Raw genomic sequence first — 14774 nt, 5'->3', positions numbered from 1 at the left:
ATGCCGGCTTTCTCCCAAGGCCTGGAAAAGGCGCTTCACCAGGCGCTGACGCTCGCCAATGAGCGGCACCATGAATATGCAACCCTAGAACATCTGCTGCTCGCCCTCATCGACGACACCGAGGCGGCCGCCGTTATGCGCGCCTGCAACGTCGATCTGGACGAGCTGAAGCACACCGTTCTGACCTATATCGACACCGAACTCGACAATCTGGTCACCGGTTACGATGAGGATTCCAAGCCGACCGCCGGCTTCCAGCGCGTCATCCAGCGCGCCGTGATCCATGTACAGTCATCCGGCCGCGAGGAAGTGTCCGGCGCCAACGTGCTCGTCGCCATCTTTGCCGAGCGCGAGAGCCATGCCGCTTATTTCCTGCAGGAACAGCAGATGACCCGCTACGACGCGGTCAACTACATCTCGCACGGCATCGCCAAGCGCCCCGGCGCATCGGAGACGCGCTCGCCGCGCGGCGCCGATGACGAGCAGGGCGGCCAGAACGGCGCCGAGCCGCAGGAGGAAGGCGGCAAGAAGAAGCAGCAGCAGGATGCGCTGACGGCTTATTGCGTCAACCTCAACAACAAGGCCAAGGCCGGCAAGATCGATCCGCTGATCGGCCGCGAGAGCGAAATCAACCGCACCATCCAGGTGCTGTGCCGCCGCTCCAAGAACAACCCGCTCTATGTCGGCGATCCCGGCGTCGGCAAGACGGCGATTGCCGAAGGCCTGGCCAAGCGCATCGTCGAGGGCGATGTGCCCGAAGTGCTGCAGGACGCCACCATCTTCGCGCTCGACATGGGCACGCTGTTGGCCGGCACGCGCTATCGCGGCGATTTCGAAGAGCGGCTGAAGCAGGTCGTCAAGGAGCTCGAGGATTATCCGGGCGCCGTGCTGTTCATCGACGAGATCCACACCGTGATCGGGGCCGGCGCCACGTCAGGCGGCGCGATGGATGCGTCGAACCTGTTGAAGCCGGCGCTGTCTTCGGGAGCCATCCGCTGCATCGGCTCGACCACTTACAAGGAGTTCCGCCAGTTCTTCGAGAAGGACCGCGCTCTGGTGCGGCGCTTCCAGAAGATCGACGTCAACGAGCCGACCATCGAGGACGCCATCGAGATCATGAAGGGCCTCAAGCCCTATTATGAGGAATTCCACAAGGTGAAGTTCACCAACGAGGCGATCAAGGCTTCGGTGGAACTGTCGGCCCGCTACATCAACGACCGCAAGCTGCCGGACAAGGCGATCGACGTGATCGACGAGACCGGCGCCTCGCAGATGCTGGTGCCGGAAGCCAAGCGCAAGAAGACGATCGGCATCAAGGAGATCGAAGCCACGATCGCCACGATGGCCCGCATCCCGCCGAAGACGGTTTCGGCAGACGACGAGAAGGTGCTGCAAGGCCTCGACATCGAGCTGAAGCGCGTCGTCTATGGCCAGGACACCGCCATCACCGCGCTGACCTCGGCGATCAAGCTGGCGCGTGCCGGCCTGCGCGAACCGGAAAAACCGATCGGCTCCTACCTGTTCTCAGGCCCGACCGGCGTCGGCAAGACCGAAGTCGCCAAGCAGTTGGCTGCCTCGCTCGGCGTCGAGCTGATCCGCTTCGACATGTCGGAATATATGGAACGCCACACCGTCTCGCGGTTGATCGGCGCGCCTCCCGGCTATGTCGGCTTCGACCAGGGCGGTCTGCTCACCGACGGGGTCGACCAGCATCCGCACTGCGTGCTCTTGCTGGATGAAGTTGAGAAGGCGCATCCGGACCTGTTCAACATCCTGTTGCAGGTCATGGACCACGGCAAGCTGACCGACCACAACGGCAAGCAGATCGACTTCCGCAATGTCATCCTTATCATGACCACCAATGCGGGCGCATCCGATGCGCAGCGCGCGGCGATCGGTTTCGGATCGACCAAGCGCGAAGGCGACGATGTCGAGGCCATCAACCGGTTGTTCACGCCGGAGTTCCGCAACCGTCTCGATGCGATCATCCCGTTCGGCTCGCTGCCGGTGCCGGTCATCCATCAGGTGGTGCAGAAGTTCGTCATGCAGCTCGAGGCCCAGCTCTCCGAGCGGGGCGTCACCTTCGACCTGTCGCCGGACGCGATCGCCTGGCTGGCCGACAAGGGCTACGATGAACGCATGGGTGCGCGGCCGCTCGGCCGGGTCATCCAGGAGCACATCAAGAAGCCGTTGGCCGACGAGGTGCTGTTCGGCAAGCTCAAGAAGGGCGGCACGGTGCGCGTCACCGTCGAGAAGAAGGAGACCGGCGAAACCGGCCTGAAGCTCGAATCACTGGCCGACGAAGCCCCGGTGCAGCCGAAGCAGGAGCCGGAAGAGACGCCGAAAGCCCGCAAGGCAGTGGCCAAGAAGCCCGTCGCCAAGAAGGCGGTGGCGCAGAAGCCTCAGCCCAAGGGCAAGGACGAGCCTGAGCCCAAGGGCAAGGATGGCGGCAAGCGCAGCCTGGTGCCGCAACTGCCGCGCAAGAGCTGAAAGGTTCGCCTATGAAGGGCCCGGTGACGGGCCCTTTTTTCATTGGCTGGCCGGTTTGCCGACACAGCGCCCCTGCTTTTCAGGGCAGATGTTGTTAGGTCAGGCGGCGACGCCCTCGGGTGCAAACTTGCCCAGGAAGTACCCGCACGCCTTCCAGATGGCGATCGAGATCAGAACGCTCGCATAGCCATCCACGGCGCGGCAGCTGCTTCTACCAACGGCTCTGATGTCGCAACCGAATGTTCCACGATTTTGAAAACCCAAACGCATCCCGGTACGGCGCGCGTTATCACGGGTGGTTTGATATTTCCCTAACCGACGTAATGGATTGTGGCTGAGCTCATCGCCTTGAGGCGCACGCCACCTCAACCGTTCAGCGCTGCCCGGATCCTGGCCGCGTTCTCAGTCAGCACTTCGGGCTTCTCCATCTGTCCCGTATGCGGCTTGAGCGCGATGCCTTCGAACCGCGGGATGACATGGACATGCAGGTGGTAGACGGTCTGGCCAGACGCCGGTTCGTTGAACTGCAGGATGGTGACCCCGTCAGCGCCGAAAGCCTTTTTGACCGCCAGCGCCACCTTCTGGACCGTGGTGAACAGCCGGCCGAGCGTCGCCGGATCGGCATCGAGCAGATTGCGCGACGGTGCTTTGGGCACCACCAGCGTGTGACCGGGGCCTTGCGGCATCACATCCATGAAGGCGACCACGGCATCATCCTCGTAGACGCGGTGCGACGGGATTTCGCCGCGCAGGATCTTCGCGAAGATATTGCTGGGGTCGTAAGCCTCGGTCATGGCGGCGCTCCGGGAGTATGCTCCCGGTGTAGCGAAGCTGTCCCGGACCGGCAAGATGGTCCGGCGATATCGACAGGCGAGGGCAGGGCGGATCGCTATTCCTCAAGATCCTTGCGGAACGGCGTATGCTCTTCCAGAATTTCGCCCATCCGCTCGACCTCGCGCCGCTCACGCCGGAGATAATCGGCCACAGCATTGCGCAGGCCGGGATGTGCGATGTAGTGCGCCGAATGCATGGTCACGGGACGATAGCCGCGCGCCAGCTTGTGCTCACCCTGCGCGCCGGCCTCGACCACCTTCAGCTTACGCTCGATGGCGAAGTCGATGGCCTGATGGTAGCAAACTTCGAAATGCAGGAACGGGTGGTCCTCGATGCAGCCCCAATTGCGGCCGTAGAGCGCATCGGAGCCGATGAAGTTGATGGCGCCGGCGACATAGCGGCCATTGCGCTTGGCCATTACCAACAGGATATCCTGGGACATGCGCTCGCCGATCAGCGAGAAGAACTTGCGGTTGAGATAAGGCCGGCCCCATTTGCGGCTGCCGGTGTCCATATAGAAGGCGAAGAAATCGTCCCAGGCCCTTTCGGTCAGGTCCTTGCCGGTCAGCCGGTCGATCGAGATATCGTTGGCGAGCGCCTCGCGCCGCTCCTTCTTCATCGCCTTGCGCTTGCGCGATGCCAGCGTAGCGAGGAAATCGTCATAGGTCGAAAAGCCTTCGTTGAAGAAGTGGAACTGCTGGTCGGTGCGGTGCAGGAAGCCGGCTGCTTCCAGCGTTGCAACGTCGCTTTCACTGGCGAAGGTGACATGCGCGGAGGACACGCCGAGCTTTTCCGTCACCGCCTTCAGGCCCGCTGCGAGACCGGCCTTCACAATGGCGCTGTCCTCGCCCTTGCTGACCAGCAGGCGAGGGCCGGTGACCGGAGAGAACGGCACGGCGCATTGCAGTTTCGGATAGTAGTTGCCGCCGGCGCGTTCGAACGCATCGGACCAGCCGTGGTCGAAGACATATTCGCCCTGGCTGTGCGATTTGAGATAGCAGGGCACGGCGCCCAGCAATCTGCCTTGGGCATTTTCCAGTCTGAGATGATGACCTTGCCAGCCGGTACGCCGCACGGCGCAGCCGGAATCTTCAAGCGCGCTCAGAAAAGCATATGAAACGAGAGGGTTATAGCCATTTTCTGTGTCGCTGCGGGTTGTGCCGGTAAAGCCGTTCCACTCGTCGCAGGTGAAGGCATTGATGCCGGCGGCGACGCGGATGGAAAACTCCGCATTCGCCGTTTGCCCGTCGCCTTCATCACCCTGATCCATGGGGCTTATTTAAGCTCTGTCGGGGCCGCTACAAGTCACGTTTCAGGCACTTCCATCAGGCGACACTGACAGATCGGGTTCGAACCCTTCGAACGTCATCTGGTCGGCGTATTTGAAAGTGAGATCCACCGCCGGCTGGTCATGCACCGTCCAGGTGATGACAGGCATTTTAAGCCTTTCGCGCACGAAGCTGACGAACGGGTTCGGCAGATCGCCCGCGGCATAGGAGGTGAAGGCGAGGTCATGTGCCAGCATGGCAAAATGCGCCTCGATCAACTGATTGTCCCTGCCGTAGGCGGTCAGCCCACCCGGAATGCCAGGCGCATCCCTAGGGAAGTCGCGGACCAGCCAGTGGTCGAACGACATGATCGCCGCCTTGCCCTTGTAGCGCTCCAGCATCTTGCCGACGCTTGCCACCAAGCCCTCGTCGTAACCGGGCACACCCTTCAGTTCGACAATCATCGGCACACGGCCGTCGACCAGGTCGAGCGCTTCTTGCAGTGTCGGCACATGGTCCTTGGTGCCGCCGATCCTGAGCGCCGCCAGTTCCGCTGCCGTGCGCTGCCAGACAAAGCCGTCCTGGCCGGTCAGCCGCTTGAGGTCGCCGTCATGGATGATGACGGGAACGCGGTCGGATGAGAGGTGCACGTCGCATTCGATCGCATAGCCGCGCTCGGCGGCAGCAGCGAAGGCCGACAGCGTGTTTTCCCAGCGCGTCTTGTTCATGTCGTGAAAGCCGCGATGCGCCACCGGCCGGGCGGTCAGCCAGGAAAGGTCGGTCATTGTCTTGGTCCTGCTCATGCGACCTCGAAGACGGCTTCGATTTCCACTGCGGCATTAAGCGGCAGACAGGCGGTGCCGACGGCGGAGCGGGCATGCTTGCCGCGCTCGCCAAGGGCCGCGACCAGGAAATCGGAGGCGCCATTGGCGACCAGATGCTGCTCGACGAAATCCGGCACTGATGCAACAAAGACGGTGATCTTGACCAGCCGCTGGATTTTTTCGAGATCGCCAAGTGCTGCTTTTGCCTGCGCCAAGATGTTGATTGCACAGTACTTTGCGCCTTCCTTGCCGGTTGCCGTGTCGACGTCGCGGCCGAGCAGGCCGCTTGCCTGCAGCTTGCCGTCCTTGAGCGGCAACTGCCCGGCGGTGAACAAAAGATTGCCGGACCTGCAATAGGGCACATAGTTCGCGGCGGGCGCTGCGGCGGCAGGTATCGTCACGCCGAGATCGCTTAGCCGCTTTTCGATTGTTTCACTCATCGTATTTCCCTATTGCTTGGAGACGCCGCGCTGGCCGGGCCGAAATTGCTATTTTTGCCTCGCTTCCGCCACGACTTTTTTTAAGCTGGACCATCCTTACCTGCGGCCTGCCATCAGCTGCGACGATCGGAGCCCTTTATGCGCGCAACGCGCCTTGCCTTCCACGCCGTTCTCGTTCCGGTGCTGTTCTCGATGGCTCCAGCCTTTGCCGTGCCGGCGCTGCAGGCGCATCGCGCCGTCTACGATCTTACCCTCGACAAGGCGTCGGACCGCTCGGGCATCACCGGCATTTCCGGCCGCATGGTCTATGAGTTCAACGGCTCGCCCTGCGAGGGCTATACGGTAAAATTCCGTTTCGTCACCCAGATCGCCACCGGCGACAACACCAGGCTGACCGACCAGCAGACGACCACGTTCGAGGACGCCGAAGGCAAGACCTTCTCGTTCGTGACCAAATCCTTCGTCGACCAGAACCTAGACAAGGAGGTCAAGGGCACCGCCACGAAAGAGACCAAGGGCCTCAAGGTCGACATCGACAAGCCCGAGAAGAACAGCCTGGAACTCGCCGCTACTCAGTTCCCGACCCAGCATCTGGTCGAACTGATCGGCAAGGCCGAGAAGGGCGAGAATTTCTACGAAACCAGCCTGTTCGACGGTTCGGAGGATGCCAACAAGGTGATGACCACCACCGTCATCGTCGGCAAGAAGGCCGAGGGCGACAAGGCCGACCCCGAAGCGCCGGCGCTGGCCAAGCTTGCCGGCGACAAATACTGGCCGGTCGACATCGCCTATTTCGACGAGACCGACAAATCGGGCGAAGAGGTGCCGGAATACCGCATCAGCTTCAAGCTGCACGAGAACGGCATCACCCGCGACCTCACAATGGACTATGGCGAGTTCTCGATGACCGGAAAGCTGGTCAACCTCTCGCTGTTCGATCAGACCAAGCCTTGCCCGGTCTCGAAATAGCAACAATGCGGCGCTGGCACGGCAGGCTTGATGGCAGTTCCCGATGGCGGTCTATGTCGATGCGGCGATCTGGAAATGGGCCGGCCATCGCTGGTGCCACCTGATGGCCGACGATACGGACGAACTGCATCGTTTCGCCGCCGAGCTTGGTGTCAAGCGTTCGTCCTACCAGGGGCCGCCCAGGACATCGGCGCCGCACTATGACATAACCGGCTTCGAGCGCGACCGGGCGGTGCGGCTCGGCGCCATCGAATGCAGCCGCGAGGAGATCGTTGCGATCTTCAGGCGCGTACGGGTACCCAACGGAAAGGGCCGATCGTGACCCTAACGGCATTCCTGGCTTATTGCCTTGCCATCACACTTGCCGCCGCCACGCCGGGACCGGCGATGTTCACGGTGATCACCAACGGCGTGGCACGCGGCTTCCTGCGTGCGTTCGTCGCCGGAATGGGCATTGCCGCCGGCGATGCCGTGCTGGTCACCCTGGCACTGCTCGGGCTGGTGGCGCTGGCCCAGACCTTCGAATGGGTGTTTCTCCTGTTGAAATACGCCGGTGCGGCCTACCTGATTTTCCTCGGCATCAAGATGTGGCGGGCCGCGGCCGCGCAATCGGCCGCGCAAGGAATCCCCAAACCGGATTGTCGCGGTCGTTCCTGCTTGGCGCCTCCGTGGCGCTCGGCAACCCGAAGGCGATCCTGTTCCACGCCTCGATCATGCCGCTGATCCTCAACCTCGACACCATGACGTTTGCCGACGGCCTGCTGGTGGTGGCAGTCGTCGTCGGCGCCAATATTCTCACCATTGGCATCTACGCCGCGCTGGCGGGCAGGGCATCCGGCTGGCTCAGGACGCCCGAACGCATGCGGCTGATTAACCGGTTCGCCGGCAGCGCCATGATCGGCACCGGAGCGCTGATTGCCGCACGCTGAGCGATGAAGCACCTCACCGCTTGCGTTTGCAGCGCTTCCCCTCTATATGCGCGCTCATTCCACACACGGACTTTGGTGTCTGCCCGGGAGAAATCCGGCTGAAACCTCCGGTGGCGTTCGAGGACAAAGTCCAAAAATGCCTGTGTCCGTGGAGGCTAACCGGAAAAGGAACTAAGAATGGCACTGCCTGATTTCAGCATGCGCCAGCTTTTGGAAGCTGGCATTCACTTCGGCCACCAGACCCACCGCTGGAACCCGAAGATGGCGCCTTACATCTACGGCGCCCGCAACAACATCCACATCATCGACCTGTCGCAGACGGTGCCTTTGCTGCACCAGGCTCTGAAGCAGGTTTCCGACACCGTTGCCAAGGGCGGCCGCGTGCTGTTCGTCGGCACCAAGCGCCAAGCGTCCGACATCGTCGCCGACGCCGCACAGCGTTCGGCCCAATACTATGTCAACTCGCGTTGGCTCGGCGGCATGCTGACCAACTGGAAGACGATCTCGAATTCGATCCAGCGCCTGCGCAAGCTCGACGAGATGCTGGCCGGCGAAGCCCAGGGCCTGACCAAGAAGGAACGCCTGAACCTCGACCGCGAGCGCGAGAAGCTCGACAAGGCGCTCGGCGGTATCAAGGACATGGGCTCGACGCCCGACCTGATGTTCGTCATCGACACCAACAAGGAAGCGATCGCCATTCTCGAGGCCAAGCGCCTCGGCATTCCGGTCGTTGCCATCATCGATTCGAACTGCGATCCGGACAAGATCGACTTCCCGATCCCCGGTAATGACGACGCGGCGCGCGCCATCCAGCTCTATTGCGACCTGATCGCCAAGGCTGCCATCGACGGCATCGCCCGCCAGCAGGGCGCGCTCGGCGTCGACATCGGCGCCTCGGTCGAAGCTCCGGTCGAACCGGCGCTTGATCCGGCTCCGGCCCCGGCTGCGGACGCTCCGGAAGCTTGACAATCGAAGGCCGGTTGCGGCCTTCATCATTCTCATATTTGGCACGCTAGACGGACGCATCACCGAGTACCGGTGGTGCGTCGGTGCATTTAAAACAAAGAGGCGACAATGAGCATTTCGGCTGCACAGGTCAAAGAACTCCGCGACTTGACCGGCGCGGGCATGATGGACTGCAAGGCGGCGTTGACCGAGACCAACGGCAACATCGAAGAGGCCGTCGACTGGCTGCGCAAGAAGGGCATTTCCAAGGCCGACAAGAAGGCTGGCCGTACTGCCGCCGAAGGCCTGATCGGCGTCGACTCCGGCGTCCGCGAGGCCGCCATCGTCGAGGTTAACTCCGAGACCGATTTCGTGGCCCGCAACGAGCAGTTCCAGGAGATCGTTCGCAATGTCGCCAAGGTCGCGCTTGCTTATGGCACGACGGAGGCTGTCTCTGCCGCAAAGTATCCGGGTTCGAACAAGTCGGTCACTGACACCATCAAGGACGCCGTTGGCACCATTGGCGAGAACATGAGCTTCCGCCGTTCGGCCAAGCTCACCGTCCCGCACGGTGCTGTCGCAACCTACGTCCACAATGCGGTTGCCGATGGTCTTGGCAAGCTCGGCGTTCTGGTCGCGATCGAGACGACGGGCAATGAGCATGCCGCCAACGCCTTTGGCCGCCAGGTCGCCATGCATGTCGCCGCCACCAACCCGCTGGCGTTGACCGCCGAGCAGATCGATCCGGCAGCGGTCGAGCGCGAGAAGGCGATCTTCGCCGACCAGGCGCGCCAGTCCGGCAAGCCGGAAGCGATCATCGAAAAGATGGTCGAAGGCCGCCTGCGCAAGTTCTACGAGGAAGTCGTGCTCCTCAAGCAGGCCTTCGTGCTCAATCCCGACATCACTGTCGAGCAGGCGCTGAAGGATGCCGAGAAGGACATCGGCGCTCCGGCCAAGATCTCCGCCTATCTGCGCTTTGCGCTGGGCGAAGGCATCGAAAAGGAAGAGACCGATTTCGCGGCGGAAGTCGCGGCGGCGGTGAAGAAGTAGTTTTAAAAATAGCCCCGAAAAGGGCTTCTCAGCTCAGGCAACTCGGCCGGGTGTCCGCAAGGATGCTCGGCCGATTTCTTGTGCGGTGTCGATGAAGGCCCTGAGCTTTGGCGCCGTCGACGCCCTGCGCGGGAAGTAAAGGAAGAGGCCGGGCTCCTCGATCGCCGTTTGCGGCAGGATCTGAACGAGGCGGCCGGCGGCCAATTCCGCGCGCACCAGCGGCTCGAACACATAGGTCAGCCCGACGCCGGCAAGCGCAAGGTCGATCGCGGCCAGCGAATCGGTGACGATGACCGTACCCTTCGTCTCGGCCACGACATCCTTGCCGTCCTCAGTCAGGTCCCAGCGATAGAGTGCGCCGGAGCGCACAAGCCGGTAGCCGACGCAATTGTGGTCCGAAAGATCCGTCACACCGCGCGGACGGCCATGCCGGCCGACATAGGCGGGGGAGGCGACGATCACGGCGTTGAATGGCGGCGTCAGCCGGACCGTGACCATGTCCTGTGCGATCATCTCGCCCAGCCGGATGCCGGCATCAAAACCCTCGCCGACAATGTCCACCAGCCCCTGGTCGGTGAGCAATTCGATGGTCACATCAGGATAGCGTTCAGCCATCGCGGCGACCACGGGAGTGACGGCAAGTGGAACGGCGATGTTGGGAACGTTCAACCTGAGCAAGCCGGAGGGCCGGCCCTTGATGGCGCGGATGCGGTCCATCCGGTCGGCGATATCCTGGAGGGCAGGGGCCGCCGTGTCCACCAGCGCCTTGCCGGCTTCCGTCAGCGAGACGCTGCGCGTGGTGCGCGCAAACAGCGGCTGGCCGATCCGCTCCTCCACGAGGCGCACCGCATGGCTGACGGCGGATGGGGACATGCCCAGGTCGGCCGCAGCAAGCGCAAAGCCGCCGCGTCGGGCAACGGCGACGATGACAGGCAAATGACTGAGCAGATCCCGGTCCATTCATGCATGATATCGCATAGTCCTTGCGAACACTTCAATCTTTTCCATGCCGACAGGCTGACCCATATTGTCGTCACCGATGCACAAAGGAGAAAAGACATGAATGCCTTGAAACACGCTACCTTCGCCGCAGGCCTTGCTCTGGCGCCGGTCGATGCCGGCGGCGCCGAGCTGTCCGATTGGCGCGCGCTCGCCGACGAACGCGCCGTGATCCGCATCGCCGATGCCATCGACCGTGCCGTGGATGCACAGGACTGGAAGCTTGCCCGCTCCTATTTCGCCGACCGTGTCACCGTCGACTTCAGCAGCCTGTCAGGACAGCCTGCCGCCACCATCCCCTCCGACGATCTGATCGGTACCTGGGCCGGCAACCTCGGGGGCAGCAAGACCAGCCTGCATCTGCGCACCAATCACCAGGTGATCTTTGAGGCGGACGCGGCGACCGTCTCTTCGAACGGCTATGCCTGGAACCGGATGGAAGGCAATGGCGACCCGCTGTGGGAAGTCTGGGGCACCTACGAGCACCATCTGGTTCGCTCCGGGACCGGCTGGAAAGTCGACGGCTTCATTTTCCGCGCCACGCATGAGCGCGGCAATCCCTGGGTCAAGATGACGCCTGGCCAGTGAGCCGGCGTCAATAAAGTCAGGATAGGAAAAACACCATGACCATGAGCTATTACACACTGGGCAACAGCGGCCTGCGCGTCAGCCGGCTGGCACTGGGCACCATGACCTTTGGCACCGAATGGGGTTGGGGCGCGGAGAGGGAAACCGCGCGCGCCATGGTCGACGCCTATGTCGAGGCCGGCGGCAATTTCTTCGACACCGCCGACCTCTACACCGGCGGCACAGCCGAAACCTGGCTCGGCGAATTCATCGCCGAGCGAGGCTTGCGCGACAAAGCGGTGATCGCCACGAAATTCACCTTCAACGCGGAGCCCGGCAATCCGAACGCCGGCGGCAATGGCCGCAAGAACATCTTGCGCGCCGTGGACGCTTCCCTGAAGCGGTTGGGCACTGATTACATCGACCTCTACCTCCTGCATGTCTGGGACGGGCTGACGCCGGCCGAGGAGGTCATGCGCACGATGGATGATCTCGTGCGTGCGGGCAAAATTCGCCATGTCGGCCTGTCCGATGTGCCGGCCTGGTATGCTGCCCGCGCGCAGACGATCGCCGAGTGGCGCGGCTACGAGCCGGTGTCGGCCCTGCAGCTTGAATATTCGCTGGCGGAGCGTTCGATCGAAAATGAGTTCGTGCCCTTCGGCACCCGCCATGGCGCAGGAATCATGGTGTGGAGCCCGCTGGCCAGCGGGCTGCTCAGCGGCAAGTACCGGCCGGCGCAGGACGGCCATGTCGGCCGGCTCGACGGCTTTCGCAACACCACTCATCCGGGGTTCCAGAAGTTCACCGAGCGCAACTGGGCGATGGTGGCGGAACTCGAAAAAGTGGCCGCCGAACTCGGACACAGCATGGCGCAGGTCGCGCTCAACTGGGTGGCAACGCAACCGGGCATCGCCACCGTGATTCTTGGCGCCACCAAGCTGGCGCAGTTGCAGGACAATCTGGCGGCGTTGGATTTCACGTTACCCGCCGAGCTTCGCGCGCGGCTGGATACGGTCAGCAAGACACCGCCGCCATTCCCGTACGCCTATTTCGGGTCCGACATACAAGCCCGGGTTACCGGCGGCGCCGTGACCGGCGACAAGCCGTTGGGTTATGCGCCGCCGCTGCTGGTCGAGGGCGACGCCGTCAGCATCACCAGCAACTGACGGGCCGCGACGGGAAGGCGGAATTGGGCGAGGGGCGCCGGTTGACTCGGGGGCGCCCTTCGTGTATCGGAACTCGGCATCGCGCCAGCGGCGGCGCCCGCGCGAGGGCGGCCTGCCCAGGCTGCCACACGCAACAATGACGAGGTCCAGATGACGGCAAAGCCCCTCTATCGACGTGTCCTGCTGAAAGCGTCGGGCGAAGCGTTGATGGGCGAGCAGCATTTCGGCATCGATGTCTCGGTGGTCGACCGAATCGCCGCCGACATCGCCGAAGCCCGCGCACTTGGCATCGAGGTCGGCGTCGTCATTGGCGGCGGCAATATCTTTCGCGGCGTGGCGGTGGCATCCAAGGGCGGCGACCGCGTCACCGGCGACCACATGGGCATGCTGGCCACCGTCATCAACTCGCTGGCGCTGCGCACCTCGCTGAACAAGATCGGCGTCGATGCCGTCGTGCTGTCGGCCATCGCCATGCCCGAACTTTGCGAGAGTTTTTCCCAGCGCCAGGCCACCGCCTATATGAACCAGGGCAAGGTCGTCATTTTCGCCGGCGGCACCGGCAATCCGTTCTTCACCACCGATTCGGCCGCGGCCTTGCGCGCCGCCGAGATCGGCGCCGACGCGTTGTTCAAGGGCACCCAGGTCGACGGCGTCTATTCGGCCGATCCCAAGAAGGATCCGAATGCGACCCGCTTCGAGCGCATCAGCCATGCCGAAGTCATCAACAAGGGCCTTTCGATCATGGATACCGCCGCAATTGCACTTGCGCGCGAAAACAACATCCCGATAATCGTCTATTCGATCCACGAAAAAGGTGGTTTCGGCGATATTCTGCGGGGCGGCGGCCGTTGCACGATCGTCGCCGACGAGTGACCCGGAGTATACTCTCCTAAAAAGGGGATCAGTTTTCGAAAGCGGGTCCGAATATAGGCCCTAGGCACTGAACCCGGATCAAACGGGTCGAGGAGACTAAGATGAGTGGTGAGTTCGACGACCTCAAGCGGCGCATGGATGGCGCGATCGCCGCCTTCAAGCACGATCTGGCTTCGCTGCGCACCGGCCGTGCCTCCAGCAATCTGCTCGACGCCATCCAGGTCCAGGCCTACGGCACCACCATGCCCATCAACCAGGTGGCGAACGTGTCGGTGCCGGAGCCGCGCATGATCTCGGTTTCGGTATGGGACAAGTCGATGGTCGGCGCGGTCGACCGTGCCATCAGAGAATCCAATCTCGGCTTCAATCCGATCGTCGACGGCACCAATCTCAGAATTCCGCTGCCCGAGCTCAACGAGCAGCGCCGCAAGGAACTGGTCAAGATTTCGCATGGCTACGCCGAGAACGCCCGCGTTGCGGTGCGCCATGTCCGTCGCGACGGCATGGACTTCTTGAAGAAGGCGGAAAAGGACGGCGACATCAGCGAGGACGATCAGCGCAAGCGCTCCGATCAGGTCCAGAAGCTGACCGACGAAACGATCAGCACCATCGATCACCTGCTTTCCGATAAGGAAGCTGAAATCATGCAGGTCTAGGGTCGGCCCACACCGGCCCGAAAGCGAGACAATGGCAACGCCCGCGCATGTCGCGATCATCATGGATGGAAACGGACGCTGGGCCAAGGCGCGCGGCATGCCGCGGCTTGCCGGCCATCGCGCCGGCGTCGAAGCGCTGCGCAAGACGGTGCGCGCCGCGCCCGGTCTCGGCATTTCCTTCCTGACCGTCTACGCCTTTTCGTCGGAAAACTGGTCGCGGCCCAAGGCCGAAGTCAGCGACCTGATGGGGCTTTTGAAGCTGTTCATCCGTCGCGATCTGGCCGAACTGCACCAGAACGGCGTGCGCGTCAGGATCATCGGTGACAGGGCGGGGCTGCAGCCGGACATCAGGGGCCTGCTCGAAGAGGCCGAATCGCTGACTGCGCGCAATGAATCGCTGACCTTGGTCATCGCCTTCAACTATGGCGGGCGCGACGAGATCGTGCGCACGGCACGCAAGCTCGCAGCCGCAGTGGCGCGCGGCGAGATCGACGCAGAGGCGATCACGGCAGACACTTTTGCCGGCGCCCTCGACACCGCAGGCATTCCCGATCCGGAGCTGGTCATCCGCACCAGTGGCGAGCTTCGGCTGTCGAACTTCCTTCTGTGGCAGGCAGCCTACAGCGAACTGGTTTTTCTGCCTTGCTACTGGCCTGACTTCAGCCGCGAACACCTGGCCGACGCATTGCGCGATTTTGCTGGCCGCGAGCGCCGTTTTGGCGGGCTTGCCGCTCAAGATGTCGCTGCCTCGTGATCGGCGGCGG

Annotated in this window: 17 protein-coding genes; 12 read left to right on the top strand and 5 right to left on the bottom strand. The window is 62.8% G+C overall.

Features of this window, described 5'->3' with window-relative positions; translation table 11 throughout:
- Positions 1 to 2490 (top strand): ATP-dependent Clp protease ATP-binding subunit ClpA, encoded by a 2490-nt coding sequence (gene clpA, locus NKJ18_RS11905; protein ID WP_023754876.1) that lies wholly within the window; start codon positions 1 to 3, stop codon positions 2488 to 2490.
- A gap of 365 nt (positions 2491 to 2855) precedes the next feature.
- Here clpA and NKJ18_RS11900 read toward each other — a convergent pair whose 3' ends face one another.
- The 4 genes from NKJ18_RS11900 to NKJ18_RS11885 all read right to left on the bottom strand — a co-directional run bounded on the left by NKJ18_RS11900 (position 2856) and on the right by NKJ18_RS11885 (position 5856).
- Complete coding sequence (locus tag NKJ18_RS11900) at positions 2856 to 3284, bottom strand: HIT family protein (RefSeq protein ID WP_023693438.1); 429 nt, start codon at positions 3282 to 3284, stop codon at positions 2856 to 2858.
- 95 nt (positions 3285 to 3379) lie between these two features.
- Entirely contained in the window at positions 3380 to 4594 is a 1215-nt protein-coding gene (locus NKJ18_RS11895; RefSeq protein WP_023693439.1) for a GNAT family N-acetyltransferase, read from the bottom strand.
- A 42-nt stretch (positions 4595 to 4636) separates the two neighbouring features.
- Complete coding sequence (locus NKJ18_RS11890) at positions 4637 to 5377, bottom strand: glycerophosphodiester phosphodiesterase (RefSeq protein ID WP_023693440.1); 741 nt, start codon at positions 5375 to 5377, stop codon at positions 4637 to 4639.
- Positions 5378 to 5391: 14 nt separating this feature from the next.
- A complete protein-coding gene (locus NKJ18_RS11885) occupies positions 5392 to 5856 on the bottom strand; it encodes a RidA family protein (protein WP_023693441.1) in 465 nt (154 codons plus the stop codon).
- A gap of 138 nt (positions 5857 to 5994) precedes the next feature.
- On the opposite strand from NKJ18_RS11885, the gene NKJ18_RS11880 reads away from it, so the two are divergent.
- The 6 genes from NKJ18_RS11880 to tsf all read left to right on the top strand — a co-directional run bounded on the left by NKJ18_RS11880 (position 5995) and on the right by tsf (position 9749).
- Positions 5995 to 6825, top strand: a complete 831-nt coding sequence (locus NKJ18_RS11880; RefSeq protein WP_023671019.1) for a cell envelope integrity EipB family protein — start codon at positions 5995 to 5997, stop codon at positions 6823 to 6825.
- 43 nt (positions 6826 to 6868) lie between these two features.
- Positions 6869 to 7147, top strand: a complete 279-nt coding sequence (locus NKJ18_RS11875; protein ID WP_023671020.1) for a DUF4031 domain-containing protein — start codon at positions 6869 to 6871, stop codon at positions 7145 to 7147.
- Positions 7148 to 7212: 65 nt separating this feature from the next.
- Positions 7213 to 7548, top strand: a complete 336-nt coding sequence (locus tag NKJ18_RS11870) for a LysE family translocator (protein WP_352758302.1) — start codon at positions 7213 to 7215, stop codon at positions 7546 to 7548.
- A complete protein-coding gene (locus NKJ18_RS11865) occupies positions 7494 to 7754 on the top strand; it encodes a LysE family transporter (protein ID WP_352758280.1) in 261 nt (86 codons plus the stop codon). The genes NKJ18_RS11870 and NKJ18_RS11865 overlap by 55 nt, the downstream gene beginning before the upstream one ends.
- Before the next feature lie 177 nt (positions 7755 to 7931).
- Complete coding sequence (gene rpsB / locus NKJ18_RS11860; protein WP_023671022.1) at positions 7932 to 8720, top strand: 30S ribosomal protein S2; 789 nt, start codon at positions 7932 to 7934, stop codon at positions 8718 to 8720.
- A 108-nt stretch (positions 8721 to 8828) separates the two neighbouring features.
- The gene (tsf, locus tag NKJ18_RS11855; protein ID WP_352758279.1) at positions 8829 to 9749 is read left to right on the top strand and encodes a translation elongation factor Ts; all 921 of its coding nucleotides are present in this window, start codon (positions 8829 to 8831) and stop codon (positions 9747 to 9749) included.
- A gap of 33 nt (positions 9750 to 9782) precedes the next feature.
- Here the strand turns inward: tsf and NKJ18_RS11850 are convergent, their stop codons facing one another.
- Positions 9783 to 10709 carry a LysR family transcriptional regulator gene (locus tag NKJ18_RS11850; RefSeq protein ID WP_352758278.1) on the bottom strand — a complete coding sequence of 309 codons (927 nt, stop codon included), beginning with the start codon at positions 10707 to 10709 and terminating at the stop codon, positions 9783 to 9785.
- Between the two features lie 99 nt (positions 10710 to 10808).
- On the opposite strand from NKJ18_RS11850, the gene NKJ18_RS11845 reads away from it, so the two are divergent.
- From NKJ18_RS11845 to NKJ18_RS11825, 5 genes are all read left to right on the top strand, one after another.
- Positions 10809 to 11336, top strand: coding sequence for a nuclear transport factor 2 family protein (locus NKJ18_RS11845; protein WP_352462297.1), 528 nt, complete (start codon positions 10809 to 10811; stop codon positions 11334 to 11336).
- Positions 11337 to 11371: 35 nt separating this feature from the next.
- Positions 11372 to 12481, top strand: coding sequence for an aldo/keto reductase (locus NKJ18_RS11840; RefSeq protein ID WP_352758277.1), 1110 nt, complete (start codon positions 11372 to 11374; stop codon positions 12479 to 12481).
- Between the two features lie 150 nt (positions 12482 to 12631).
- Positions 12632 to 13354 carry a UMP kinase gene (pyrH, locus tag NKJ18_RS11835; protein ID WP_023671026.1) on the top strand — a complete coding sequence of 241 codons (723 nt, stop codon included), beginning with the start codon at positions 12632 to 12634 and terminating at the stop codon, positions 13352 to 13354.
- A gap of 101 nt (positions 13355 to 13455) precedes the next feature.
- Complete coding sequence (frr, locus tag NKJ18_RS11830) at positions 13456 to 14010, top strand: ribosome recycling factor (protein ID WP_023671027.1); 555 nt, start codon at positions 13456 to 13458, stop codon at positions 14008 to 14010.
- Positions 14011 to 14041: 31 nt separating this feature from the next.
- A complete protein-coding gene (locus tag NKJ18_RS11825; protein WP_023748403.1) occupies positions 14042 to 14764 on the top strand; it encodes an isoprenyl transferase in 723 nt (240 codons plus the stop codon).
- Positions 14765 to 14774 lie beyond the last annotated feature (10 nt).

This window comes from Mesorhizobium sp. M0217, assembly GCF_040321955.1.
Lineage (GTDB): Bacteria > Pseudomonadota > Alphaproteobacteria > Rhizobiales > Rhizobiaceae > Mesorhizobium.
The sequence above is the reverse complement of the archived record's forward strand: the minus strand, read 5'-3'. Positions and strand labels throughout refer to the sequence as shown.

Coding starts and splice junctions, on each gene's coding strand:
- rpsB (WP_023671022.1), top strand. CDS start 7,932: ATGGCACTGCCTGATTTCAGCATGCGCCAGCTTTTGGAAGCTGGCATT.
- NKJ18_RS11850 (WP_352758278.1), bottom strand. CDS start 10,709: ATGGACCGGGATCTGCTCAGTCATTTGCCTGTCATCGTCGCCGTTGCC.
- NKJ18_RS11895 (WP_023693439.1), bottom strand. CDS start 4,594: ATGGATCAGGGTGATGAAGGCGACGGGCAAACGGCGAATGCGGAGTTT.
- NKJ18_RS11875 (WP_023671020.1), top strand. CDS start 6,869: ATGGCGGTCTATGTCGATGCGGCGATCTGGAAATGGGCCGGCCATCGC.
- pyrH (WP_023671026.1), top strand. CDS start 12,632: ATGACGGCAAAGCCCCTCTATCGACGTGTCCTGCTGAAAGCGTCGGGC.
- tsf (WP_352758279.1), top strand. CDS start 8,829: ATGAGCATTTCGGCTGCACAGGTCAAAGAACTCCGCGACTTGACCGGC.
- NKJ18_RS11825 (WP_023748403.1), top strand. CDS start 14,042: ATGGCAACGCCCGCGCATGTCGCGATCATCATGGATGGAAACGGACGC.
- NKJ18_RS11890 (WP_023693440.1), bottom strand. CDS start 5,377: ATGACCGACCTTTCCTGGCTGACCGCCCGGCCGGTGGCGCATCGCGGC.
- NKJ18_RS11885 (WP_023693441.1), bottom strand. CDS start 5,856: ATGAGTGAAACAATCGAAAAGCGGCTAAGCGATCTCGGCGTGACGATA.
- NKJ18_RS11880 (WP_023671019.1), top strand. CDS start 5,995: ATGCGCGCAACGCGCCTTGCCTTCCACGCCGTTCTCGTTCCGGTGCTG.
- NKJ18_RS11870 (WP_352758302.1), top strand. CDS start 7,213: ATGTTCACGGTGATCACCAACGGCGTGGCACGCGGCTTCCTGCGTGCG.
- NKJ18_RS11840 (WP_352758277.1), top strand. CDS start 11,372: ATGACCATGAGCTATTACACACTGGGCAACAGCGGCCTGCGCGTCAGC.
- NKJ18_RS11845 (WP_352462297.1), top strand. CDS start 10,809: ATGAATGCCTTGAAACACGCTACCTTCGCCGCAGGCCTTGCTCTGGCG.
- NKJ18_RS11900 (WP_023693438.1), bottom strand. CDS start 3,284: ATGACCGAGGCTTACGACCCCAGCAATATCTTCGCGAAGATCCTGCGC.
- frr (WP_023671027.1), top strand. CDS start 13,456: ATGAGTGGTGAGTTCGACGACCTCAAGCGGCGCATGGATGGCGCGATC.
- clpA (WP_023754876.1), top strand. CDS start 1: ATGCCGGCTTTCTCCCAAGGCCTGGAAAAGGCGCTTCACCAGGCGCTG.